Annotated in this window: 21 protein-coding genes; 8 read left to right on the top strand and 13 right to left on the bottom strand. The window is 47.9% G+C overall.

The genetic code is table 11. The annotated features are described in order from the left end of the window. Positions 1–33: 33 nt before the first annotated feature. Together AADH33_RS01900 and nhaA are read right to left on the bottom strand one after the other, a co-directional pair. Positions 34–615 (bottom strand): DUF2799 domain-containing protein, encoded by a 582-nt coding sequence (locus AADH33_RS01900; protein ID WP_348549383.1) that lies wholly within the window; start codon positions 613–615, stop codon positions 34–36. Between the two features lie 218 nt (positions 616–833). After that, entirely contained in the window at positions 834–2,039 is a 1,206-nt protein-coding gene (gene nhaA, locus AADH33_RS01905; RefSeq protein WP_348549384.1) for a Na+/H+ antiporter NhaA, read from the bottom strand. 498 nt (positions 2,040–2,537) lie between these two features. Between nhaA and AADH33_RS01910 the strand changes: the two genes are divergently transcribed. Further along, complete coding sequence (locus AADH33_RS01910) at positions 2,538–3,293, top strand: TSUP family transporter (protein ID WP_075100371.1); 756 nt, start codon at positions 2,538–2,540, stop codon at positions 3,291–3,293. A gap of 269 nt (positions 3,294–3,562) precedes the next feature. Here AADH33_RS01910 and AADH33_RS01915 read toward each other — a convergent pair whose 3' ends face one another. From AADH33_RS01915 to radC, 3 genes are all read right to left on the bottom strand, one after another. Further along, complete coding sequence (locus AADH33_RS01915) at positions 3,563–4,939, bottom strand: dicarboxylate/amino acid:cation symporter (RefSeq protein WP_317053262.1); 1,377 nt, start codon at positions 4,937–4,939, stop codon at positions 3,563–3,565. Positions 4,940–5,576: 637 nt separating this feature from the next. Then, a complete protein-coding gene (locus AADH33_RS01920) occupies positions 5,577–8,645 on the bottom strand; it encodes an acyl-CoA dehydrogenase (RefSeq protein WP_348549385.1) in 3,069 nt (1,022 codons plus the stop codon). 292 nt (positions 8,646–8,937) lie between these two features. Next, positions 8,938–9,621 carry a RadC family protein gene (gene radC, locus AADH33_RS01925; RefSeq protein WP_100750050.1) on the bottom strand — a complete coding sequence of 228 codons (684 nt, stop codon included), beginning with the start codon at positions 9,619–9,621 and terminating at the stop codon, positions 8,938–8,940. A gap of 141 nt (positions 9,622–9,762) precedes the next feature. Here radC and coaBC point away from each other — a divergent pair, with 141 nt between their 5' ends. Next, positions 9,763–11,160, top strand: coding sequence for a bifunctional phosphopantothenoylcysteine decarboxylase/phosphopantothenate--cysteine ligase CoaBC (gene coaBC / locus AADH33_RS01930; RefSeq protein WP_348549386.1), 1,398 nt, complete (start codon positions 9,763–9,765; stop codon positions 11,158–11,160). 107 nt (positions 11,161–11,267) lie between these two features. After that, complete coding sequence (locus AADH33_RS01935) at positions 11,268–12,041, top strand: sulfite exporter TauE/SafE family protein (protein WP_348549387.1); 774 nt, start codon at positions 11,268–11,270, stop codon at positions 12,039–12,041. A gap of 149 nt (positions 12,042–12,190) precedes the next feature. On the opposite strand, the gene AADH33_RS01940 is transcribed toward AADH33_RS01935, so the two are convergent. From AADH33_RS01940 to AADH33_RS01955, 4 genes are all read right to left on the bottom strand, one after another. Then, complete coding sequence (locus AADH33_RS01940) at positions 12,191–12,397, bottom strand: DUF2905 domain-containing protein (protein ID WP_075100375.1); 207 nt, start codon at positions 12,395–12,397, stop codon at positions 12,191–12,193. Positions 12,398–12,453: 56 nt separating this feature from the next. Continuing rightward, the gene (locus tag AADH33_RS01945; RefSeq protein WP_348549388.1) at positions 12,454–13,371 is read right to left on the bottom strand and encodes a histone deacetylase family protein; all 918 of its coding nucleotides are present in this window, start codon (positions 13,369–13,371) and stop codon (positions 12,454–12,456) included. Between the two features lie 119 nt (positions 13,372–13,490). Then, entirely contained in the window at positions 13,491–14,303 is an 813-nt protein-coding gene (locus AADH33_RS01950) for a YbjN domain-containing protein (RefSeq protein ID WP_348549389.1), read from the bottom strand. 128 nt (positions 14,304–14,431) lie between these two features. Further along, positions 14,432–15,559, bottom strand: a complete 1,128-nt coding sequence (locus AADH33_RS01955) for a hypothetical protein (protein ID WP_348549390.1) — start codon at positions 15,557–15,559, stop codon at positions 14,432–14,434. 211 nt (positions 15,560–15,770) lie between these two features. Here AADH33_RS01955 and ccmA point away from each other — a divergent pair, with 211 nt between their 5' ends. The 5 genes from ccmA (at position 15,771) to ccmE (ending at position 19,281) form a co-directional block, all read left to right on the top strand. Then, positions 15,771–16,400, top strand: a complete 630-nt coding sequence (ccmA, locus tag AADH33_RS01960) for a heme ABC exporter ATP-binding protein CcmA (RefSeq protein WP_348549391.1) — start codon at positions 15,771–15,773, stop codon at positions 16,398–16,400. Between the two features lie 60 nt (positions 16,401–16,460). Then, a complete protein-coding gene (locus AADH33_RS01965) occupies positions 16,461–17,174 on the top strand; it encodes a heme exporter protein CcmB (protein WP_348549934.1) in 714 nt (237 codons plus the stop codon). A 196-nt stretch (positions 17,175–17,370) separates the two neighbouring features. Then, entirely contained in the window at positions 17,371–18,159 is a 789-nt protein-coding gene (gene ccmC / locus AADH33_RS01970; RefSeq protein ID WP_075100379.1) for a heme ABC transporter permease CcmC, read from the top strand. 16 nt (positions 18,160–18,175) lie between these two features. Beyond that, positions 18,176–18,388 (top strand): heme exporter protein CcmD, encoded by a 213-nt coding sequence (gene ccmD, locus AADH33_RS01975; RefSeq protein WP_075100380.1) that lies wholly within the window; start codon positions 18,176–18,178, stop codon positions 18,386–18,388. A gap of 392 nt (positions 18,389–18,780) precedes the next feature. After that, complete coding sequence (ccmE, locus tag AADH33_RS01980; protein ID WP_075100381.1) at positions 18,781–19,281, top strand: cytochrome c maturation protein CcmE; 501 nt, start codon at positions 18,781–18,783, stop codon at positions 19,279–19,281. Positions 19,282–19,537: 256 nt separating this feature from the next. On the opposite strand, the gene AADH33_RS01985 is transcribed toward ccmE, so the two are convergent. The 4 genes from AADH33_RS01985 to AADH33_RS02000 all read right to left on the bottom strand — a co-directional run bounded on the left by AADH33_RS01985 (position 19,538) and on the right by AADH33_RS02000 (position 23,501). Further along, positions 19,538–20,386 (bottom strand): aldo/keto reductase, encoded by an 849-nt coding sequence (locus AADH33_RS01985; RefSeq protein WP_348549392.1) that lies wholly within the window; start codon positions 20,384–20,386, stop codon positions 19,538–19,540. A gap of 511 nt (positions 20,387–20,897) precedes the next feature. After that, on the bottom strand, positions 20,898–21,857 hold the full coding sequence (locus AADH33_RS01990) for a MetQ/NlpA family ABC transporter substrate-binding protein (RefSeq protein ID WP_207969799.1): 960 nt from the start codon (positions 21,855–21,857) through the stop codon (positions 20,898–20,900). A gap of 168 nt (positions 21,858–22,025) precedes the next feature. Further along, a complete protein-coding gene (locus tag AADH33_RS01995) occupies positions 22,026–22,712 on the bottom strand; it encodes a methionine ABC transporter permease (protein ID WP_100750042.1) in 687 nt (228 codons plus the stop codon). Positions 22,713–22,730: 18 nt separating this feature from the next. Then, positions 22,731–23,501, bottom strand: a complete 771-nt coding sequence (locus tag AADH33_RS02000; protein ID WP_172953126.1) for a methionine ABC transporter ATP-binding protein — start codon at positions 23,499–23,501, stop codon at positions 22,731–22,733. Positions 23,502–23,549: the final 48 nt, after the last annotated feature.

Here is a 23,549-nt window from a genome sequence, read left to right on the forward strand (position 1 = left end):
AAATGCCTTTATCGGTAGGCTTTCTATTATGGCCTAATATTTAGACGTGTGGTTGAGCATATCGAGCTGCCTTTGTGTGTCATCGAGGCGACGTTTGATCGACCCAAGCTCATCGGCCAAAAACAACAGCCGTTTGCGAGCGTCTTTTTCGTTGGCAAAGTCTAGCATCGCGCCGCTCTCAAGCTGATCAAACTCTGCTTGATACTCATCTAGTAAGCGTCTGTCTGTGTCGAGCTGGTTGTCTAGACGATAGTAGGCTAGGCCGTGCTGATTGGCCCGTTGAAGATGGTTTACCATAGCAGCAGGGCAGACGTTGTTTAACCTACGCCCGCGGCGACCGACATTGTAAGCATTGGTGCTCGTACAGTATTGCTGCAGACCAAGCTTGCGGCCGCGCTCCCACGCAAGATAATCAGGGGTCACATGCGCTTTGGCACAGGCTTTGCTGTGTGAAGCGAGGCGCTCTGAGGAGTAGCCTGCCACGCCATCGTTATAGCCTATCGTTTGCCAATCACCGATCAGGCATTGTTGTTTGGAGAGAGTCGCGCATGATAGTAAAAACATACTGCCAAGGATAGGCAGACTAAGCGATATAGATCTGATAAGTCCTTGCATGGTCATCTCCTAAAACTGCTGTTATCAGTTGCGCCCAGTGTGCATCTAGATGTCACGAGGCGAGGTGTCATTGCGCTTACTGCCTTTATCCAAACATGGCTTGTGGTGCTGGTTTTTCTACGGTTATTGTTTTTTACTGTTAAGGCTTAAAGAAGAAAGCAGTGAGCTATGTGTTGGCTAAATAACCGCAAAATAGCTCGCCTTCTTCTGATGATGGATTATGGCTGAGGCCGTGTCAAATCGACTGAGGTGCCGCTGACGTTGTCTTTTAGGCTGACTTTTAGCATGAGATAACCTGCAATCCCAGAGACGATAGAGCCCATGATGATGCCTAGACGCTCATCAAATAACGTGGTGTCGCCTGCAAAAGCAAGGCCCCCGATAAATAAGCTCATGGTAAAACCCACACCGCAAAGCAACGCAGCACCATAAATTTGCTTATAATTCATGCCCTTTGGCATGGTTGAGATACCGAGCTTGAAGATCAACCAGCACATCGCCATGACACCCAACTGCTTACCGATAAATAGACCGGCGGCAATCCCCAGCGGTACAGAGTGAAACAGCTCTGCAAAACCTGCGCCTTTGAGAGAGATGCCTGAGTTGGCAAAGGCAAATAGTGGCAAGATACCAAAAGCCACGGTGTTGTGTAGGTCATGCTCTAGCTCTTCGACAGGGGAGTGCTCAGGGTCAGTGCGATCAAACATAGGAATAAACAACGCCAACACCACGCCTGCTAATGTCGCATGGATACCCGACTTAAGGACGGCTATCCACATGATGACGCCGATGAGTAGGTAGGGGGTGATACTGGTCACGTTGCGACGGTTTAGCAAATACAAAAATGGCAAGCATAGCCCTGCAAAGGCCAATGACTCAAGGGATAGTTCGCTGGTATAAAACAAGGCAATGATCAAAATCGCGCCGATATCATCAAAAATAGCAATCGATACCAAAAATACTTTGAGAGAGTTTGGGACGCGACTGCCAAGTAGGCTTAAGATACCGAGGGCAAAAGCGATATCTGTGGCGGCAGGAATGGCCCAACCTTTCCAAAACTCAGGCTCGCTATAGTTAAAGAGCAGATAGACTGCAGCGGGCATGATCATCCCGCCGATGGCCGCGCCTGCTGGCAAAATGATTTGTTTGACATTGGACAGCTCACCGATGAGCACTTCGCGCTTGAGCTCAAGGCCGACCAAAAAAAAGAAAATCGCCATCAGGCCGTCATTGATCCAATGATGGGCGTCTTTGGCAATCGCAAAATCACCGATTTGAATGGCAACAGGGGCATGGATAAAGCCTTCATACCACGTACTCAAAGGGGAGTTGGCAATGATCATTGCAGCAATGGCAGCCAGTGCTAACACGATGCCGCCTGCTGCCTCAAATTCAAAAAATGCCTTAATCCTTCGTATTGCCATATTACCCTCATTTCCTAAATACAAATTACTAAAAACGAATTGCCAAACAATTCAATAACCTCAAATATCGATGCGGCCGCTTAGCGCGCCATACAAACAGACAGCAACAGTTTCTCATACTCTGATTCATATAGACAACAAAATACGTCAACCCAAAGTCATAAGCACGTCTTGCTATATCCACAATAGTGATATTATAACGATGATAACACTGGTAAATATAGTGATAAGTCGTTACTGACTATCCAGCGCGCGTCACTATCTTTAGCCCATCTAAATGACTATCGATTGAATCGAGGGCATGTCTTAGACAAATCTAGCAGACTTTTTTACGTTTTTGGCTTTTTTTACGTTTTTATCTTTATAATGAGCGTCACTCTACAGTGCCACTTATGGGTATAAATGTGTCAGCAGGTCGGTGTATCCGCTGATAGATAACGGTACAGGCAGCCTCAATATCGAGGCTGATTTTTCTTATCAATTTTGCAGGTCAGCGTCATGGACTTATCCCTCTCTATCGAGATCATCTTAATGCTTACGGCGGTGGCCGCAATAGCCGGTTTTATCGATGCCATTGCAGGCGGCGGTGGACTACTCACCATACCAGCCATGCTACTTGCCAATATCCCGCCAGTGCTCACGCTTGGCACCAACAAGCTACAAGCCGCCTCGGGTGCGCTAGCGGCCTCGATTACGATGATAAAAAAGGGCGTCATCAACCCTAAAAGTATAAAGGTGGCGATTGTCGGGGCTTTTATTGGCTCAGTCATCGGTACCATCGCTGTACAGATGTCACCGCCGGATCTACTCGAAAAGCTGATTCCGTTTTTGATTGCTGCTATTGGGATTTATACTTTGTTTGCGCCCAAGCTCGGCGAGGTGGAAGCGGCGCCGCGTATCTCAGAGGGCAAGTGGCAAAAAATTGTGGCGCCATTGATTGGGTTTTATGATGGGTATATCGGGCCAGGGACGGGCATGTTTTTTGCGCTGGGTAATGTGGCGCTACGTGGTCGGCAGATCATCGAGGCAACAGGCGCGGCTAAGGTTTTGAACTTATCGACCAATATTGGCTCGCTGATTTTTTTTATTTTGGGCGGTAATGTGTTGTGGAAAGTCGGTCTGGCAATGATGGTCGGACAGACGATAGGGGCGTATTTTGGCTCGCATATGGTGGTCAAAGGGGGAAGTAAACTGATTCGTCCTGTCATCGTGCTGGTCTGCCTTGCCATGATTACCAAGTATGTGATTGGCTAACGCAATCTATAGTAGATTCAGTTTAAAAATGTTGTAGCGCTACTGGTATAAATTTTCCTTGCGTGCTGCGTTCCCAGAGGCTGCGCAGCCTACGTTTAAAAACAGCATCCCAGTAGCGCTTTAGAACTTATGACAGTTTTGTTTTCAACTGACTATATGCTTTATTGAGTATCGATACAGCCTGTTTATAGGCAGTGCAGCCATAAAAAAAACCTCAGTTCAAAAGTGAACTAAGGTTTTTATAAATGAATAAATAAACGCTTTATTGATTAGCGGCGACGATCAATATCATCGTACTCACTACCCATGATGCCATCACTAAACACTTGAGAGAACTCACGCTCATTGTCTTCATCGATGTGACCATCAAAGACGTCTTTGGTGCCTGCCGCAGGATCGTTGTAGATAGCGACGTCCATTTTTTCTTCAGATTTTGCCACGATTGCTGTCACTGCTGCATCGCCGCCGACGTTGACTGCCGTACGCAGCATATCAAGGATACGATCCACACCCAAGATCAGACCGATACCTTCGATAGGCAGGCCGACTTGAGCAAATACCATAGACAGCATGATCAAGCCCACACCAGGGACGCCTGCGGTACCGACAGAGGCCAGCACCGACATCAAGATAACTGTCAGATACTCAGTCACACCCAAATCAATACCATAAATATTGGCAATAAAGATGGTCGCCGTACCTTGCATGATGGCCGTACCATCCATGTTGATGGTCGCCCCAAAAGGCACGGTAAACGAGGCTACTGAGTTGTTGACACCCATACGCTTGGTGACGGTACGCAGCGTGATCGGAATGGTGGCGTTCGAGCTTGAGGTACTAAAAGCAAAAATCTGTACTTCGCGCATTTTTGCCAAAAACGTCTTAATAGACAGACCAGAAAACAGCTTTAGCACGATCATCATAGTGATAAAAAAGTGGAAAGCCAGTGAGCCAATCAGTACTGCAACATAACCGAGCAACGACCAAATCAGATCTAAGCCCAGCTCCGCCATGGCTTTGGTCAATAGCGCAAAAACCCCATAAGGCGCAAGATTCATAATGATGGTCACCATCTTTAAGATGACTTCATTAATCAGCTCCAAGCTTTGTACCAATCCTTTGGCAGGTTTGCCGACCATCAAAATACTGATACCGATCAAGATGGCAAAGAAGATAATCGACAGCATGTCGCCATTTGCCATCGCACTGATGGGGTTCGACGGAATGATATTTGAAAAAACATCGAGTAGAGGTGGCGCAGACTTGGCTTCAAATGCTGCTTCTGTCTCAACCTCCATGCCTTTACCGATACCAAATAAAAACCCAAGTCCGATAGCAGTTGCAATGGCAAGTGCGGTCGTCATCATATAGATTAGGAAAGTCTTGGTACCTATGCGCCCAAGCAAACGAATATCACCAATACCGCACACCCCGCAAATCAGCGAGATAAGTACCAAAGGCACGACCAGCATTTTGAGGGAGTTGACGAATAGCTTGCCGATGATGGCCAAAAACCCGTTGGTGATATATGTACTAACAAAACCGCCCTCAGCGTTCAGTCCTGAATAGTTGATAAATAATCCCAGTATGATACCGAGCACCATGGCAACGATGATCTTGCCCGTTAGTCCCATATTTTTCCACATAAACTCTATCCTTTTATCCGCAACATTCAGTATCAAGGGTGCTACTAAACCAATGCGTTTATGATTGCCATCCTTACGCCTGATGGTGTTGCATCTGCAAAATTTTGTCTGTCATTTCATGTCAGGCTATTCGACAATATAAAATAATTGTTAAGGTTACTGCAAGATTTTTTTATGACTTAAATAATAATCTATAACTGATTAAAGGCGGTTTAAGCTTTTTTGTCAAAAAATTGGTTGAGATAATCACTCAGCAAAAAACAGATCTGATGCTATAAATCGCCAAAAGCACCATAATCATTAGGCTAACGTCGCTAAAATATCGACATTTAAACCAGCACCAACGCATTTTTGTTAAATGTCATCATCAAAAGGGTGCGATGAACAAAAACGCTCGGACAAAAAAAAGACTGCCTAACCGCGGCAGTCTTTTCTTAAAATGACAGTAATATATCAATGGTTAAGTCTCAGGCCACTGGTAAGAATCACCTTACTATAAAACATAAGTCTATCAAGATGAGAGGCTAAGTGTACTCTTAATTCTATCGATAGCTCTCTAAATAAGGACACGCGCTAATAAGTAACAGTGTTTTTAAACAGGCACTTTTAAAAGGACGCTTTCTAAATAGTCCATCGCTTAGTTTTTGGTTTCCTCGCGGCGGTGTTCGTTTTGCCATGGCTCACTATCGCCTAGCTCGTCTAGGTGCTCGTCGATAGACTGCGTTTTTTGCGCCCTGTCTTTTTGATTGATGCCTTTATTATTGATGTCATCAGTATTGGCATGGTCAGGATCTATCTGGTCGGCATTGTCCGTTAGCTGGGTGCCATGTAGATGTTGAGCGCTGTCTGGCTCAGCGCGCTCTGAGGCTGTGCTACGATGATTGTTGCCCATACGCTCATTGAGGTGCGAGGCGGCGTCACGGTGACGTGCATCCAAGGCATCAATCTCAGGATGAGAGTCATCAAAGTCAGTCTGAGCCTGTCTTTCCTTTTGAGAGTCTTGCTCTGCGACCATTTCTACCTCACCATCAGGCTCATAGCCATGATTGGGATTGTCATCGCCTGTTGGTTCATCTGCTAAAGCTTGCAAGCCTTCTGCTGCGCCCGCTGCTATGTTATTGGCTGCTGTGTCAGTGACCGTGTCGGTAGCAGACTCATCATCAGGCGCGGCGTCACTCTGAGCTTGCGCCGCCCGTTTGCGCTCAGCATAGTCAGTCAACTGATTGACCGCATTTTCGAGCGTATGAGGGTTAAAGCGTGGCTGCGCTTTTGATAGATGCTTGTCAAAGACATCGGTCAATAGCGAATCAAAACGTATGGCATTGTATTGGATAAGCACTTCGGCTTCTTCTTCGGTGATATCTTCGTTTTGGCTGGCATAGACCACATGGTCTTCAAAGCTCAGACCGGCAAAACTGTCTTTGTGCTCCGCCTTTTTAAATTTTTGCCATAGCGGCTCGATACCCAATAAGGTCTGATAGGCGTTTTCCATACGGCCCGTCACATCGTCTTCATCGGTGTTGTAATAGACCATGGTCTTGAGGTAATCGCGAAAAGGATTGGCCTCAAAGTCTTCCATAAAGGTATCACCGAGCTGACGTTTTAGTTCGTCGCTTGGCGGCGTAAAGATGCGGCCACTGGGGAAAGTCACAAATCCAACCAACGCTGCGGCAAAGCGATTCGGGAAGTTTTCAAAAAATAACTCAAACGCTTCTTGGATGGTGAACAGGCTATTTTGTAAAGCGACTTCGGCATGCAAACGCTCCGCTTCAGACTTGCTGCCATACTCATAAAACTGCAAGATGGCCGTCGCGATAAATAAATGACTATGAATATCAGCCAGACGCCCAGAGAGCATCTCTTTACGCTTTAGATCACCTGCGAGCAGCCCCAACGCCATATCGGCAGTCAAGGCAAAGCTGGCGCTCAAACGGTTGATGTGCTTATAGTAAGGACGGGTAAAGCGATCGGCAAAGCTTGGCACATGATTGCTGCCGCCGACATAGCCTGCGACAAAGGCTTTTGCCCCGCGGTTAAAGGTATAACCCAAATGCTTAAAGAATAGAGTATCAAACTCGCGGATAGCGCGGTGTTTGTCTTCGCTTTGTAGCAGTTGTAGCTCATCAAACAGATAAGGGTGGCAGCGCATCGCTCCTTGACCAAATATCATCAGTGAGCGCGTCAAGATATTGGCACCCTCAACGGTGATAGAGACAGGGATTGCCTGATAAGGCGTTGCCAAAAAGTTGCGTGGCCCCATCTGTACCGCACGGCCACCGACCACATCCATACCGTCATTGACCACTTCACGCATGGTTTCGGTAGCGTAGTATTTTGCCATGGCCGTCATGACCGATGGTGTGCCCCCTTGGTTGAGACCACAGGTGACGAGATGACGAAACGCCTCCAACATATAGGTATGACTGGCCATACGGCTGGTGGCGTCTTGTACTCCTTCAAACTTACCAACAGAGATTTTGAACTGCTCGCGGACTTTGGCAAAGGCACCGACAGACAGATAGGTCATCTCACTGGCCGACGTGGACAGAGCAGGCAAAGAGATGCCGCGGCCGACGCCCAAGCACTCCATCAGCATACGCCAGCCGCGCCCCGCGTTTTCGACGCCGCCGATGATATAGTCCAGCGGAATAAAGACATCCTTGCCATCGACCGTACCATTCATAAAGGGCGAGCCAATAGGGTTGTGACGAGGCCCGATGACCACGCCCTCGTGATCGGCGGGAATCAGCGCACAAGTGATGCCGTAGTCGGTCTTTTTAGCATCTCCAAGCAAGCCTTCTGGATCGTGCATCTTAAAGGCTAAGCCCACGACTGTCGCGATAGGAGCCAAAGTAATCCAGCGTTTTGAGAAATTCATCCGTAGGCCGAGCACGTTCTCGCCTTCATGCCTGCCATAACACACCACACCAGTATCCGGTATCGCGCCTGCATCAGAGCCTGCTTCAGGCCCTGTCAAACCAAAGCAAGGCACTTCATCACCGCTTGCCAGTCCCGGTAGCCAGCGCTGTTTTTGCTCATTAGTACCATAATGCATGAGCAGTTCGCCTGGACCGAGTGAGTTTGGCACCATGCAGCTCACTGCTGCTGTCGGCGAGCGTGAGGCGATTTTGCTCATCACCCGACTTTGGGCATAAGAGCTAAACGCTCGGCCGCCAAACTCTTTTGGAATAATCAAACCCAAAAAGCCATTGTCTTTGATAAATCGCCATGCCTCAGCCGAAAGCTCTTTATCCTCATGCTGAATTTTCCATTCATCAAGCATGGCGCACAGCGTCTCTACTTCGTTATCGATGAAGCTTTGCTCTTCATCTGACAGCTCTGGATAAGGATATTTGGCAAAAGTGTCCCAATTGGGCGCACCCATAAACAGCTCTTTTTCCCACCAGCTGGTGCCAGCATCCAGCGCCTCTCGCTCAGTATCGCTCATGCTGGGCATTGCACCGCCCAGCGTCTTATAGACCGGCTTGGTGATAAGGGACTGCCGCAGCGGCGAGATAAGCAGTATCAAGCACAACACCGCGATTGGAATACCCAAAACAAGCGACCACGGGCTGATAATAGCAGTGATGATAACGGTGGCAAGGGCGACGATACTGCCTGTGACACGTGATAAGGACATCAAAAAGATGGCCAAGACCATGGCTAATTGAATGAATATTGCCAAAATAAATAAGCCAATTGCCATGACTGTCTCCTTTATAACGCCAAACAATAGCGTAAAAATGTGTGAATGCAGGTCAGATACATATAGTTATGGTTTTTCTGACGTGGGTCTTTAAGTGTTATTTATGGCCGTGTGTCAAAATACTGAAAGTCAAAATACTGAGAGTCAAATCTCTACGAAAGACACAGTTAGCCATCAATATGAAACAGTTGTCGATGACTATCAATAGCGAAAGTGCTACGCTGTGTCGAAAATATGTATCATAAGACGCTAGGTATGGCGATTATGGGATGACTATCGCTATTTTTATCATTTAAGAAAAAGGTGCAAAGCCGTTTTCGGCATAAGACAACGTGTTGTTGCGCCCCACGATGATATGATCCACCAGTGACAAGTCGATTAGGTCGCAGGCTTTTTTTAGCTCATAGGTAAGCACATCGTCGGCAGTCGATGGGGTCGCATCGGTGTGCGGATGATTGTGGGCGATGATAAGCTGATTGGCTGCATGACTCAACGCATGGCGCAGGACGTGTTTGATACAGACAGAGCAGGAGGAGATACCGCCTGTAAACAGTATCTCAAAATTTAATAAATTGAGTGCGTTGTCCAAGCACAGTACGGCAAAGACCTCGCGGTGCTCGCCGCGAAGCTGGGTACTGATATAGTCTTTGACCACTTGAGAGCGTCCAAGCGCTTGCCCTGTTTTTAGTTGACTGTCCAAGTAGCGTGTCCCCATCTCAAGCGAGGCCAGTATCTGAGCGTACTTGGCAGGGCCGATGCCATGGCAGGCGAGGACGGTGTCTTGCGGGGCGGCCAACAGCTCAGCGAGGCTGCCGAATTGGTCGATAAGATGCCGCGCCAGCTCGATTGCCGACTGTGACTGAGTACCCGTACGTAAAAATATCGCCAAAATCTCAGCGTCAGACAAGCTTGCTGCCCCATGTTTGAGTAGTCTCTCACGCGGTCGGTCGTCTTCGTGCCAGTCCTTGATTGCCATTATTATTTCCTAAAAGTGCTATTTTAATAAACACGCCCGTATCGATAAATGGGCGAAATACGTAAATTTTTACCCAATTTATCTCATAATTGTTACTATAAGCGCAATTTATCTTTCCACTTTTTTATTGATGCCATGCTTATGTCCAATATCGTGCTCGCTATCACCGGCGGTATCGCCGCTTATAAATCCGCTATTTTTGCTCGCTTGCTTGTCAAAGCAGGCTTTGATGTGCGCGTCATCATGACCAGCGGCGCGCAAGCCTTTATCACGCCCCTGACCTTGCAGGCGCTGACGGGTAACGAGGTGCATATCTCTTTGCTCGATGAGCGAGCGGAGGCGGGTATGGGGCATATCGAGCTGGCAAAATGGGCAGATTTGGTCGTCATCGCGCCTGCGTCTGCCAATACCTTGGCACGCCTAGCGATGGGTATGGCGGACGATTTGCTCACCACAGTCTGTCTGGCGACGAGCGCGCCGGTGCTGGTTGCGCCAGCGATGAACCAGCAGATGTGGGCGCACCCTGCGGTCAATCTCAATGTACAAACCCTACGTGATATGAACTATCAAATCATCACCCCTGCCAGCGGTGAGCAAGCGTGCGGTGATGTGGGCGCCGGCCGCTTACCTGAGCCTGAGGCGCTGTTGGCCGAAGTGCTATTGTTCAATGCCATGCAGACCACGCCGCAGCTATTGGCTGGTAAAAGAGTGGTCATTACTGCAGGGCCGACGGTCGAGGCGATCGATCCAGTGCGCTACTTGTCCAATCATTCATCAGGGAAGATGGGCTTTGCGTTAGCGCGCGCTTGCGTGGCTGCCGGTGCCGAGGTGGTCTTGATAGCAGGTGGCAAGGTGGGTTTACCGACGCCGCTCAATGTCACGCGTATCGATGTGCTGTCTGCCGAAGAGATGTTGCTGACGGCTCAGCAGTGTGTGGCAGGTACGCATGCGACACTACAGTATGTGCTCGAAGATGAGCATGAACACCATTCTGAGCATTCTCATGACCATTCGCACGAGCATCACGATGACTGTGGCTGCGGTGAGACGCATGAGCACGAAGACGATCACACTCACACTCATATGCACGACCATGTCACTGATGACGAGCCTAGAGTCGCTGATGTCTTTATTGCCACCGCGGCTGTCGCTGACTATCGTACCCGAGACGCGGCGCCGCAAAAAATCAAAAAAACCCAAGAGTCGATGACACTAGACTTGGTAAAAAACCCTGATATCTTAGCGACTATCTCGCTTGCGTATCCTGAGCTATTTGTCGTGGGTTTTGCAGCAGAGACGCAAGATGTCGAGCGTTATGCACGTGGTAAGCTTGTCTCCAAAGACTTGGATTTGATTGCTTGCAATGATGTGTCTCGCGCGGATATTGGATTTGCCAGTGATGATAACGCCATGCAAGTGTTTTTCTCCGAGCGTTATGAGCACGACAGTGTCACGTTAGAAAAAGCAAGCAAGGATAAAATCGCTGAGCAGTTGACCCGTATTATCGGTGAGACCCTCTGGCAGCGGTACGATGCTTAGTGATAGCTCAATCACGGCACAGCTATCAAAGCACAGCTATATGGTGATGTCAGAATAGTGATGCAGATCAGTTGGGTCAAATCGGGCGCTAAGGCGGTGTGGTAGGTATGATGGATGATACAAGTACCCAGACCGTATTACTGATGGCTATCTTTGCGCTAGCATCACTGCTGCATGGTATCAGTGGGCTGGGCGTCACCTTGGTCACCACCACTGCACTTGCGAGCATGTACCCGCTGCCATACGCCATTGTACTGATTATTTTTCCATCATTACTGCTCAACGCGCTGACGTGGCTGGCGGGCGGTGGCCGTAGTATTTGGCAAAACTTTATCTATTATGGCAGACGCTACTGGCTGCTGGCGTTGACCAGTCTACTTGGCAGTATTTTGGGGGCAAAGCTACTACTGTGGGTCGATAGCGCGTACATCTTAGTACTGCTGGCGGCGGTCATTGGCTATTATGTGGTCAGTAGCTTACTTGGTAAGCAAATTCGCCTGCCTGATAGCAAGCCAGTACTGATTATCGTTGGTTTTAGTGCAGGCGTTATTGGCGGTGCGACCAACGCGATGTCGACCATCCTGATGATGTATTTGCTCTCTGCCAGCAATGATAAAAACACCATCGCCAAAGTCGGCAATATGTGTTATTTCTTAGGTAAAATCGCTCAAATCATCGTATTGCGTGAGCCAATCATGGCGCTTGGCCGTGGTGAGTGGCAGCTGATAGCGATCCTTAGCATCCTGTCTATAGCGATGCTGCTGGTTGGTATCCGCCTGCGTCGTTATTTGCCGCAAGCACGCTTTCGTCAGCTTATTTTAGTGATTCTCACCGTATTGGGGCTGCGTGTGGGCTGGCAGGGGGTGATGGCGTTTTTGTAGTCAATACGAATAAAATCGCACCATCAATAATGATGCGCTACTGGTATAAATTTTGCTTGGGTGCTGCTATCGTTCGATGCTGCGCAAAAAACCTCCCAATAGCACTGACTCGGTTTAAAGTAAGTTGACTATAGGGAGTGCTTTTCAGGTTAGCGATTGAATAAATTTAACACGATGGTTGCGATAACACTGATGACTATCATAGTGACCACTGGAAAATAAACCCGAGTATTGCCTGAGGTGTGCTTAATATCGCCTGGCAGATTACCTATCCAAGAAAATGCGCTAGGAAACAGCAGCCAAATAACCCCGATAATGACCAGTACAGCCCCTATAATAATCAATATCTTTGCCATATAAGCCTCGCTAATCTTATTTTACTCTTTTGTATCGACCATACATGCGCTGAACCTTAACCAGCCATTTCACCGAAATACAGCTGCTGGGCGATGCGAAAGGTATTGCAGTGCGCCTCGACCACATCTTCAATATCTTCTGAATAACCACCGCCCATGACGATAGCAACTGGAATGCTAGCGGCTTTCGCTTGCTGCAACACGTACTCATCGCGTGCCTTACAACCATCTTGCGTTAAGCCAAGTTTACCCAGCTTATCAGTTGCCAGCACATCGACCGCCGACTGATAAAAAATCATATCGGGTGCAACCTCACTGATCAAACGCGGCAAAGTGTCTTTTAATATCTGTAAATATTCTGCATCACCCGTATCGTTATCCAGCTCAATATCTAAGTCGGATATTTCTTTACGAAATGGATAGTTCTTAGCGCCGTGCATACTAAAGACAAAAACACGCGGCTCATCCGCCATGATACTGGCGTTGCCATTGCCTTGATGCACATCCAAATCCACGATTAAAATCTTTTGCGCCTGCCTGCGATTAAGCAGTAGATTACTGGCGACACACACATCATTAAACACGCAAAACCCCTCGCCATGATCGGCAAACGCATGATGGGTGCCGCCTGCGACATTCATCGCCACCCCATATTGCTGGGCATATAGCGCACATTCATAAGTGGCGTGAGCGATATGACGACCCCGATCAACCAAAGCCTCGGTCATCTCAAAACCGATAGGTCGCGCTTCTTTACGAGGTAGCGTTTGGGTTTTGAGCTTATGCCAGTAGTCCGCTGTATGCGTGGTTAAGATTTCTTCTTCTGTCAGACGTTTTGGCGCAAAAAAATTATCATGGGTGATGGTGCCTTCTTCAAGCAAGCGCTCAGGAATCATGATGTACTTTTGCATAGGGAAGCGGTGCTTGTCAGGCACGCTATAACGAAACACGTCAGAATAGGCAATTTTTAGCATAGTGTTAAAGCATGTCTTTTTTGAAAAGTGTTTTTAAGGATAGATAAGTTTAAACGCTTTGAAAATAAGGGGTTGGTGAGGAATTGTAAAAGCTACGGATAGCCATCAGAATCAGTGGCTTACTGCACATACTGAGTTGGTAAAAAGAAGGTTCGCGAATCCGATTGCTGCCTTAGCTCTGTCAGTAACGTTTGCATGTCTTCGGCAGGATATTGCTGATTGATCAAATCATAAAACAGCTCATGGGCGACTGTGGTCATGGCGATGACGCTTTGTAAGACATGCTCAATGATATCGTCATTGATACCGACGGCTTCGACATCGATAGCATATTTATAGCGTATCTCACCATCGTTGATATCCATCTCTAGATTGCCAATCAGCATGTCATAATTGATTTGGGTAATCAATAACATCGCGGCACTTTGGTGACTCTCTGGAATCAAAAAAGGCAATATGCCATATACGGCCAGCAGTTTGTTTTCTGCTGGCACACGAAACAAATAGCCACAGCTTAGCTGCTTATGCTGCATCTTTAGCGACAAATGATGCGACTGCCGCTGATCGCCTTTGCTTGGGCGATAGTAGACATAGTGCCATTGTTTTTGCTCAAAGTATTGTTTTAAGCACTCGACAATATCGATATGAGTGTCGGTAGGATCGGGCGACTGATGAGCGCTATCTGACGTAGGTTGAGGAGGGGCGGTACCGACAGGCTTGCTGTCATTATCAGAGGCGTCTATATGGCTGTTTGAATTGCTGTCTAGACGGCTGGCAGATCTGTCGCTAGATAACGGCCTGCCATTGAGCTCATCATCGATCGTGGTTTGCCGTAAGTCGTCATTATCGTCATCGACGACAGCAGGCGGCGCGGCCTCTGTCAGCAGCCGCTTGAGTCGTTGCCATAAGCTGAGTTTGTTACGTTGACTCATAAGATTGTCATGACCGATAGAGAAGTAAGAGCGTTACAGTGAAGATAATACCGTAAAGACAATAATGTCACTTTGCCGATGACCATACTGTTTGCTACGCCGCCCCTATCATCTACCGCGCTGGGTGATTAGCGGGGCTTATCGCCGCGCCCCGCAAACGAATCTTTGATAGCAGGCTGCGCATAAAAAGCTTGTAGCATCTCACGAATATGAGCGGTAAACCATGGACTGTCAAGCGCGTCTTGTATGATCGGTCGTAATGCTGTGCTCAGTGGTGAGGCAAGCGAGGTATCGATAGGTAGGCTCGCCGCCACTGCCGCAATGGTGTCTGATTGATGATTGCTGTACCACGTGTCGATGCTGGCTGCTACTAGACTGCGCAGATAGGGCGATAAGCGCAAGCGGTTATAGCTTTGCTGAATGCTGGCCTCGATATGCTCGATACTGCTATTATCAGCCTCGTCATTTAGGTATGTCTGTATCTCGCTGATCGGTAGGTCTTTGATACGTGACCAGCCCATGACCAACAGCCGCGCGACCTCATCGTTAGACAAGTGCGTTTGAGCGTTGGTTTCTGCGCGCTGCGTCAAGTCTTTGATGTTACGGTGCAAATAAGTTTGCAGCTTCTCATCTAGGTTTTTATTGGTGGCTTTTTCAAACGAGCTACGGCCAAGCTTCATCAGTTTGCCCACGCCGCCTGCTTTATCGAGCGTATTTTCCATAAAATCATTGATAGCGTGATAAAGCGTCTGTGTGAGTAGGTCAGCAAAGGTCTCGTTGCCGATGAGCGTATGAATAAGGGCGTTGCGCTGCTCGTCATGACGGCCGATATAGCTGGCAAGGGTCTCGACTTGGGTGTCATCTATCAGCTCAGACAATGGGACATTGTCATTGATCGGATGGTAGATAACGGCATGCAAGATATCACGGATATCGGTGCGCATGACGTCGCTCATCGGCTGCTGTAATAAGCCGTCATTGATGAGGCGCTTTAGATCATCAGCCTGTAGGTACTGGCATAATGGCTGCTCGCCAAACCACTGACATGCCTGCACGCTCAAGGTATCTGCTTGTGCCCCAAGCCATTGCTGCATAAAGCCAACTTGTGCCTCGATGATACTATCAAGACTGAGAGGCGCGCCAGCGCTAGTGTTTGACTGGCTACTTGGCTGAGTGCTTGGCTGGACATCTGCTGTTTGCCTCTGAGAGAGGGCAGGGTGGGTTTCTAAACTAGGGTTATCTTGTGAAGTCGGCATAGGTTTTGAGGTCATAGTGATGGACAATTTGTTATACTGTGTGGCTGGGGTAATATCAACCCTAAAAAATACGATTGTCGGTGTCAGCCTTATTTGTTTAGGGAGCGCGGACAAGTTTTTGTGAATGGTATGCGCATCAACTATTATGTCACGAACGCGGTGTTTTGTTGTGATGAATATTGCTAACGCTTAATAAATAACGAGAGATTTGATGACGGCACTGGATGCACCCTTACTTGCGCTCGATAAGCTGACCGTCCAGCGCGGTGAGACGCCTTTATGTGAAGAGGTCGTGCTCAACTTACCTGCTGGTAGCATCTGCCATTTGGTCGGTGCCAATGGTACGGGTAAGACGACGCTACTCATGCAGCTGGCAGGATTGCTACCTGTGCTGACAGGTACCGTACGCTACCAAGGCGTCGAGAGCTTACCTGTACAGCCGTTATACGTCTCGCATCAGCTGGGTATCCATCCTAATCTGACGGTCGCACAAAACTTGACGTTTTTGCTCAATCTATATGGCATCGCGCCAAGCACCGATAACATTGATGCCGCTCTCACTTGGGTAGGATTACAAGGCTTTGAGACCGTAAGCTCAAGCCATCTATCCGCTGGGCAGACGCGGCGTATTACTCTTGCCAGATTGTATTTATTGACGCCTGCGGTGACACCATTATGGCTACTTGATGAGCCATTTACCGCGCTGGATGTCGATATGGTGGCACGAATGGAGGATAGGCTGTGCGACTTTGCCAGCGCGGGCGGCGCGATATTGATGACCAGTCATCAGGCAGTCGCTGTAGCCAATCAAGTGCTCGATTTGTCAGACTATATGGTATAAGGGCGATGAGTATCAGTAAAAGGATGAATAATGACAGATAGCCCAGTACAGTCTGCACCAATGCAAGCAGCAAAGCCGCGCTCAAATATCTTTGACGGTACGCGCGGTATCAGCTTTGGGCAGCTCTGGCGGCGCGAATGGCAGGTCAAGCAGCAAGGTGCGGTACAGTGGCTATATCCGCTCGTACTGTTTTTAGTGATTATTACCTTGTTTCCGTTGGCCGTCGGTAGTGAGCCTGCGCTGTTGCAGCGTTTAGGCGTGTCTGCTGTGTGGATTGCCGCGCTCTTGTCATTGGTGATGGGCGTTGATGGGCTGTTTAAGCCCGCGCTCGATAATGGCACGCTGGCGCAGTTGGTGGTTGCCAGAGCATCGCTACCGCTTTGGGTGCTAATCCGCTTAGTCATCCATTGGATCTTTAGTAGCGGTATTGTGGCGGTGCTCAGCTTATTGGCGGTGCCGCTATTTCAGCTTAGCTGGTTTGAGGCGTGGATATTGCTGGCCTCTATCGTCATTGGCAGTCCGATGCTGCTGATGCTCTCTGCCGTCGCCAGTAGTTTGACACTGTCATTAAAAAACGGTGCCGTGCTGGTGCCGCTGATAGCTTTGCCCATGCAGCTTCCGGTATTGATTTTTGCCACAGGGGCGGTGGATTTGTTTGCCACAGGTCTCAATGGTTTGCCGATACTAGCGCTGTTATTAGCTGGTAGCATCATCTCTGTGCTGGTGATGCCATGGGTGATTGCTGTGACCTTAAAGATGGCGTGGCTCAATTAAAAAACCTTTATATCAACAGCATGTTGAAAACGGGCAACTTTGCTATAATAGCCAATTAACGATACAAACAAGTCACTTGTAGATTCTATCCAGTGTTTAACGCCGGCAGGTTAGCGGATAGTAGCAATCATGATATCGTAGCGTCCATGATGCCATATCTGTCAAACCACTATGCTGTGTAAATAGGTTTATCCCCATGCCCAACCTGAATAATGTCTCATCTCCTAGCCTGTGGCAGCGCATTTGGCAAGGCTTTTTGACCACTGTTGGTACCAAGCAGTTTTTTCGCATTTTTGCGCCTTGGGTCAAGTGGCTTGCCATACTTGCCAGTATTTGCCTTGTAATCGGTAGTGTCTGGGGGCTGGCATTTGCGCCGCCTGACTACTTACAAGGCAACAGCTATCGTATTATATTTATCCACGTACCGGCAGCCAGTCTGGCCATCTCCATCTATTTTGCCCTTGCAGTGTTGGGGGTTATCTTTTTGGTTTGGAAAATCAAGACGGCCAGTTTGGTGGCGCAAGCGCTTGCGCCGCTGGGGTTTTTGCTTTGTGTGATCAGCTTAATCACCGGCTCTATTTGGGCAAAACCCACTTGGGGGACGTATTGGGTCTGGGACGCGCGTTTGACCTCGATGCTGATTTTGGCGTTTTTGTACGCAGGCGTCATGGCGCTGTTTGCCGCCTTTGAGCATACCGCCAACCGCGGCAAAGCGGCAGCTATCTTGTCTATCGTCGGTGCGGTCAACCTGCCGATTATCAAATACTCGGTACAGTGGTGGAATACCTTGCACCAAGGCTCAACTTTTACCTTGACCGCCGCACCAAAAATGTCAGCCGATATGTGGATGCCGCTGCTGCTCATGGTCGTCGGTAGCTATTTACTGGTAGCGACCTTGGCGATTTATCGCACCAATACGTTGATTTTGTACCGTGATCAAGGCAAGGCTTGGGTCAAAGAATATATTCGTGGACAAAACAAATAACGGCTAGGAGATGATGATGCAGCCTTATTTTTACAGCGTGTCTGAGTTTATCGCCATGGGTAAGCATGGCGTGTTTGTCTGGTCGTGTTGGGCGATTACCGTGGGTGTGGTGCTGGCTTTTATTTTTTATAGCAGAAGGCAGCGCCAAGCGCTGATTAAGCAATTGACCATCCAGCAAGCGCGGCAAGCACAGCGTACTGCTAACACCTCCAATCCTACAACCAAGTAGTCAAAAAACCATCTGTATATCATCAGTTTAGCTCGCAAGAGCAGGGTGTCTATATCGTCACTATATGGCGATATAAAGGCTTGGGGGCTTATTGATTGACGCAAAAAATGCTACTATATAGCCACTAGAAAGTACGATTAGAAAAATATTTAAAAAAGGTTTTTCTAATGGTGGTTTCTTTAATATGTTCTGTTTTATAGGTTTATATTGCATTGGATATGACTGATATGGTCAGTTCCAAGTAAAATCGTTTTAGATTTAAACGCGCTACTGGTATAGATTTTACTTGCGTGCTGTTATCGTTCGATGCTCGCAACATTTATCCCAAGAGCACTATGTTATTTTTAGAATGATTTGACTATAAGACAGTGACTCATCAATGAGGTAGTGGTATGAACGCAGTTCGTCGCAAAAAACTGATGTGGGTGATGTTTACGCTGGCAGGAGCCGCGATAGCCGTGGCGTTGGTCATCTATGCCATTGGGCAGCAGACTGACTACTATTTTGATGCAACGGCCATCGCCCAAGGGGAAGCGCCGCAAAACAAGCGTATCCGTGCTGGTGGTATGGTCGTCGCTGGCAGCGTGCAGCGGGCACCAAATGATCCGCTGAGTGTGGAGTTTGCGATTACCGATTTTGAATCGACGGTGCCTGTGACTTATCAAGGTATCTTGCCAGATTTGTTTGCTGAAAACTCAGGCGTGGTTGCCACAGGTAAAATGCAAGGCGAGACCTTTGTCGCAGGGGAAGTGCTGGCCAAGCACGACGAAAACTACATGCCGCCTGAGGTTGCCAAATCTATGAAAGAAAACAATCGCAATGGATTGACGCCGCCTTCTGAGCAGTACAATCCAGCAGAGCCAATCCATGAGACCCAAACGCTGCAGCAGTAGCGTTCAAAAATAGCCACACTGACCGCAAAAGCGCCGCTAATGTTTGATTAGCGGCGCTTTTTTATGTGGGTTTTGATAAAAACATTAGGGCGTGTCCTCATTTTAGAAATGGCGATAAAAACGAGATAAGTCGCCGTCAAATAAGGAAAATAGCGCAGATACTATCGAGATAGTAGTCAGCTATCTGACACCGTTTGGCCAGATTTAGCCATTTTCAGCCCATTTAGATGGCTATCGATTGAATTGAAGATACGCCCTAGTCATCCCATTCAGGCGTATAGTCAGGATGCTCTATCTTACGGCCATCGCTACGGGCTAAGTTGCCGATTTTTTCTAACTCATCGGCGCTAAGCTGGACATCGATGGCATCCAAGTTGCCTTGTAGATGGTCGGGATTGGACGTCTTGGGAATGGCCACACGGTTTTTGTCCGATAATATCCAAGCCAGTGATATTTGCGCAGGTGTCACGCCATGCTTATCCGCAATCTCTTTGATGACCTCATTGTCAAACACATCACCGCGCGCCAGTGGCGAATAGGCTTCTAATAAAATATGATGGTTATTCAAAAAAGTCTGCAGGGTATTTTGTTTGATAAACGGATGAAACTCTACTTGGTTGACGACAATAGGCACATCAGCGTGTTTTTTGGCTTCGATGATATGAGCGATATTAAAGTTAGAAACCCCAATATGACGCGTCAGCCCTTGTTTTTGCAGTTCACACAGCGCAGGAATGGTCTCAGACAATGGCACGCGATCATCAGGCCAATGCAGTAATAGCAGATCGACATAATCGGTATCTAGGTTTTCTAATGAGCGCTTAGCGGCTGCTATCAGCTTTTCTGGCTCAAACTTCATATCATCCGGGAAAATCTTGGTGGTCAAAAAGAACTTATCACGCGCCACGCCTGATTGCTTGATACCTTCTCCGACCTCTTTTTCATTGTCATAAGCTTGCGCAGTATCAATGTGCTCATAGCCCATTTTTAACGCTTGGCTGACGACATCGATACAGTCTTGGCCTGTTGATTGCCAAGTACCTAGCCCTAGCACAGGAATATTGGCTTGGCCTGCGGTACGAATATTATAAGTTTTCTTGCTCATATTATTATCCTTATTATGTGTTGAGAGTGGTTCTATAGCTGTTTATATAAGTGTTCTTTATATAACTGTTCTCTAAACAAGTAAGCACTAAATTCAGTGTCACTACCTATAAATGTCACTACCTATCAATGTCACCACCTGAGTGAGAAGCTTTTAAACCTGAATAAATAACAGTCGTATCATAGTGTTGATTGTAAAACTTGCCCTAACAGAACAACGCGGCAACCCAGCTACTATAGAAAAAAATAGAATAAAGTAAAAGGTCGGTTGACGCTTTCCTACAAAGGACAAACAGGCTGTAACGTCATTTTTATCATTATTTTTGAGATGAAGACACGCTCCAGAGCCGTCTAATTTATGAGCAAATATTGTCAGTGTAATCACGAGAGTCAAAAAAGACAGTAGAGCAAAGACGCAAAAAGCGTAGCGGACGGATGAGAGATAGGCAAAAAAAGCGCCCAATATCGATTGATATTGGGCGCTTTTATAGACGCGGAAGCACGGTTATAAATTACTGCGCCGCTTCGGCCTCTACAGCCGCGTTTTCAGGGGCTTCGGTTGCGTCAGTGGTGTTTTCATCCCAGATTTTTGGGTATTTGTAGCCAGGGAATGTCTCATGCGCGTACTTTTTGAAGGCTTCTGAGTTATAGGCGTTGGTGACGTCTTCTACCCATTTTTTGCCAGTATCGGCAGACTTGATCGCTGACCAGTTGACATAAGCAAAGCTTGGCTCTTGAAACAGTGCTTCGGTCAATTTGATACCAGAGTCGGTGGCATAGTTACCATTAATCACTGCAAAATCAACTTCATCACGGGCACGTGGCAGCTGTGCGGCTTCTAATTCAATGATATTGATGTCGTATTTGCTGTTATCCGCGATATCAGTCTTTGAGGCTGTCAACGGATCGATATTGTCTTTTAGCGTGATCCAGCCAAGGTCGTCCATCATCACAAGGGCGCGCGCAAAGTTGCTTGGATCGTTTGGTGCTGAGACACTCATGCCTTTGTAGGCTTCATCAAGGCTGGTTTTTTTACCTGAATAAATACCAAGCGGGGCGGTCGGTACTTGGAATACCTCAACCAAATCTAGATTGTTTTCTTTTTTAAAGGTATCAAGATAAGGCTTATGCTGGAAGATATTGATATCCAAGTCGCCTTCAGCCAGCGCCAAGTTAGGACGCACATAGTCGGTAAATGCGATGAGCTCAACGTCATAACCTTGTTCTTCTAGCGCGCCTTTGACTTGGTTACGTACCATGTCGGCAAAGTCACCTTCAGTGGTACCGATGACGATTTTGCTGTGCTCAGGATCGATATCGCTGTCCGCCGTTTGGGCTGTGGTGTTTTCAGTCGCCGCTTCTTTGTTGGCTTCTGGCGCTGATGAGTTGTTACAGCCCACCAATACGAGCCCTGTCATACCAACGGTTGCAAAGGCAGTGGCCAACTGACGGCTGATATCTGTTAATTTCATAAAATTTCCTTATTCGTACATGGGATTGGGGTATGTGAGTCGCGCCTGAGCATTAAAAAAGCAACATTCTACATAGTAATGCTGCTTTTTATGATAAGAGCTAAGAGGATTCATTACTGCCAAAAATAAACCGAGTCGCTGGCAATGTCAAGTATTTGCCAAAGCGGTTTAACGTTTGTCTAGACGGTTGGCCAGCCAGTTACCAGACGCTTGGATAGCAATGACCATGATCGATAGCATAATCACGATAAAAATCATCACCTCAGTTTGGTAACGATAATAACCATAACGAATGGCCAAATCGCCCAAACCGCCGCCGCCGATCATACCAGCCGCCGCAGAGTATGACAGCAAGCTGATACACAAGATAGTCACCGACAGCACCAGCCCTGAGCGCGCCTCGTTGAGCAAGACTTTGATAATAGTAAAGGGGCGCGCGCCCATCGACTCGGTGGCCTCGATGATACCGCGCGGGACTTCACGCAGGTTTTGCTCGACCAAACGGGCAAAATAAAAGGAGCCGGCAATAGCAAGCACCAAAGAGGCGGCAATCGGTCCGATACCTGTACCGACGATGGCTTTAGTAAATGGACTCATCGCAATCATTAAAATCACAAACGGGAAGGCGCGCATAAAGTTGGTGATGCCGCCTAACACGCCATATAGTGTTTTATTTTGCAAAAACTGTCTATCGCTGGATAAGAATAAGAATATTCCAAATAGCCCACCGATCAAAATGGCAACCGCCGTTGAGATACCCAGCATGATAAAGGTATCAATAAACGCAGTCACAATCTCTTTACGCAGCGCAAACAGCTTGTCGATCGAGGCGGATAGTTCCGTACCAGTTAACATATTATTTCTCCTACCTCATTAGTCCTCAACGACTAAGCCTTGGCCAATCGGGGTGGTGGCCTGAATCAGACCATCTCTTACGTCTGCAACCTCAAGCAGCTTGCCTTGGTGTAATAAGGCGGCGCGGTCGCAAAGCCTGCGAATCACACTCATCTCGTGGGTGACGATGACGATGGTCACGCCTAGCTGCTCGTTGATATCACGCAGACAGGTGAGCAAGCTACGAGTTGTCGCAGGATCGAGGGCACTGGTCGGCTCATCGGCCAGTAGCACCTTTGGACTAGGCGCTATCGCGCGGGCGATACCAACGCGCTGCTTTTGGCCGCCTGAGAGCTGCGCTGGATAGTGACCGGCGCGATCAGTCAGATCGACAATCTCTAGGCAGTCCATGACGCGCTGATGAATATCACGACGCGGATAGCCTGCGACCATCAGGTTAAAGGCTACGTTGTCAAAGACAGTGCGATTGGACATGAGGTTAAACTGCTGAAATATCATACCGATATTGTGGCGTGCCACTCGTAGGTCGCTGGCTGATAAGGTGGTCAAATCAGTGCCATCGATGATGACCTGACCTGAATCTGGACGCTCGAGCATATTGATCAGGCGCAACAAGGTGGATTTACCGGCACCTGAATAGCCCATTAGGCCAAAGATTTCACCTTGCTGGATGGACAGTGACGTCGGCTCGACAGCAGTAAACCAGTGGGGCTTGCCATCTTTGTCTTTGATTGAGCGGTCACTTAAAAAACTTTTGGTCACATCGTTTAAGACAATCATGTCATTCATGGAGGGCTCAAAATTCAATGGTTTTTTTAATGTCACAAACGCCTTGTT

The organism is Psychrobacter sp. KFRI-CH2-11, assembly GCF_038239325.1.
GTDB classification, from domain to species: domain Bacteria; phylum Pseudomonadota; class Gammaproteobacteria; order Pseudomonadales; family Moraxellaceae; genus Psychrobacter; species Psychrobacter celer.

Coding starts and splice junctions, on each gene's coding strand:
- AADH33_RS01900 (WP_348549383.1), bottom strand. CDS start 615: ATGCAAGGACTTATCAGATCTATATCGCTTAGTCTGCCTATCCTTGGC.
- nhaA (WP_348549384.1), bottom strand. CDS start 2,039: ATGGCAATACGAAGGATTAAGGCATTTTTTGAATTTGAGGCAGCAGGC.
- AADH33_RS01910 (WP_075100371.1), top strand. CDS start 2,538: ATGGACTTATCCCTCTCTATCGAGATCATCTTAATGCTTACGGCGGTG.
- AADH33_RS01915 (WP_317053262.1), bottom strand. CDS start 4,939: ATGTGGAAAAATATGGGACTAACGGGCAAGATCATCGTTGCCATGGTG.
- AADH33_RS01920 (WP_348549385.1), bottom strand. CDS start 8,645: ATGGCAATTGGCTTATTTATTTTGGCAATATTCATTCAATTAGCCATG.
- radC (WP_100750050.1), bottom strand. CDS start 9,621: ATGGCAATCAAGGACTGGCACGAAGACGACCGACCGCGTGAGAGACTA.
- coaBC (WP_348549386.1), top strand. CDS start 9,763: ATGTCCAATATCGTGCTCGCTATCACCGGCGGTATCGCCGCTTATAAA.
- AADH33_RS01935 (WP_348549387.1), top strand. CDS start 11,268: ATGATGGATGATACAAGTACCCAGACCGTATTACTGATGGCTATCTTT.
- AADH33_RS01940 (WP_075100375.1), bottom strand. CDS start 12,397: ATGGCAAAGATATTGATTATTATAGGGGCTGTACTGGTCATTATCGGG.
- AADH33_RS01945 (WP_348549388.1), bottom strand. CDS start 13,371: ATGCTAAAAATTGCCTATTCTGACGTGTTTCGTTATAGCGTGCCTGAC.
- AADH33_RS01950 (WP_348549389.1), bottom strand. CDS start 14,303: ATGAGTCAACGTAACAAACTCAGCTTATGGCAACGACTCAAGCGGCTG.
- AADH33_RS01955 (WP_348549390.1), bottom strand. CDS start 15,559: ATGCCGACTTCACAAGATAACCCTAGTTTAGAAACCCACCCTGCCCTC.
- ccmA (WP_348549391.1), top strand. CDS start 15,771: ATGACGGCACTGGATGCACCCTTACTTGCGCTCGATAAGCTGACCGTC.
- AADH33_RS01965 (WP_348549934.1), top strand. CDS start 16,461: ATGCAAGCAGCAAAGCCGCGCTCAAATATCTTTGACGGTACGCGCGGT.
- ccmC (WP_075100379.1), top strand. CDS start 17,371: ATGCCCAACCTGAATAATGTCTCATCTCCTAGCCTGTGGCAGCGCATT.
- ccmD (WP_075100380.1), top strand. CDS start 18,176: ATGCAGCCTTATTTTTACAGCGTGTCTGAGTTTATCGCCATGGGTAAG.
- ccmE (WP_075100381.1), top strand. CDS start 18,781: ATGAACGCAGTTCGTCGCAAAAAACTGATGTGGGTGATGTTTACGCTG.
- AADH33_RS01985 (WP_348549392.1), bottom strand. CDS start 20,386: ATGAGCAAGAAAACTTATAATATTCGTACCGCAGGCCAAGCCAATATT.
- AADH33_RS01990 (WP_207969799.1), bottom strand. CDS start 21,857: ATGAAATTAACAGATATCAGCCGTCAGTTGGCCACTGCCTTTGCAACC.
- AADH33_RS01995 (WP_100750042.1), bottom strand. CDS start 22,712: ATGTTAACTGGTACGGAACTATCCGCCTCGATCGACAAGCTGTTTGCG.
- AADH33_RS02000 (WP_172953126.1), bottom strand. CDS start 23,501: ATGAATGACATGATTGTCTTAAACGATGTGACCAAAAGTTTTTTAAGT.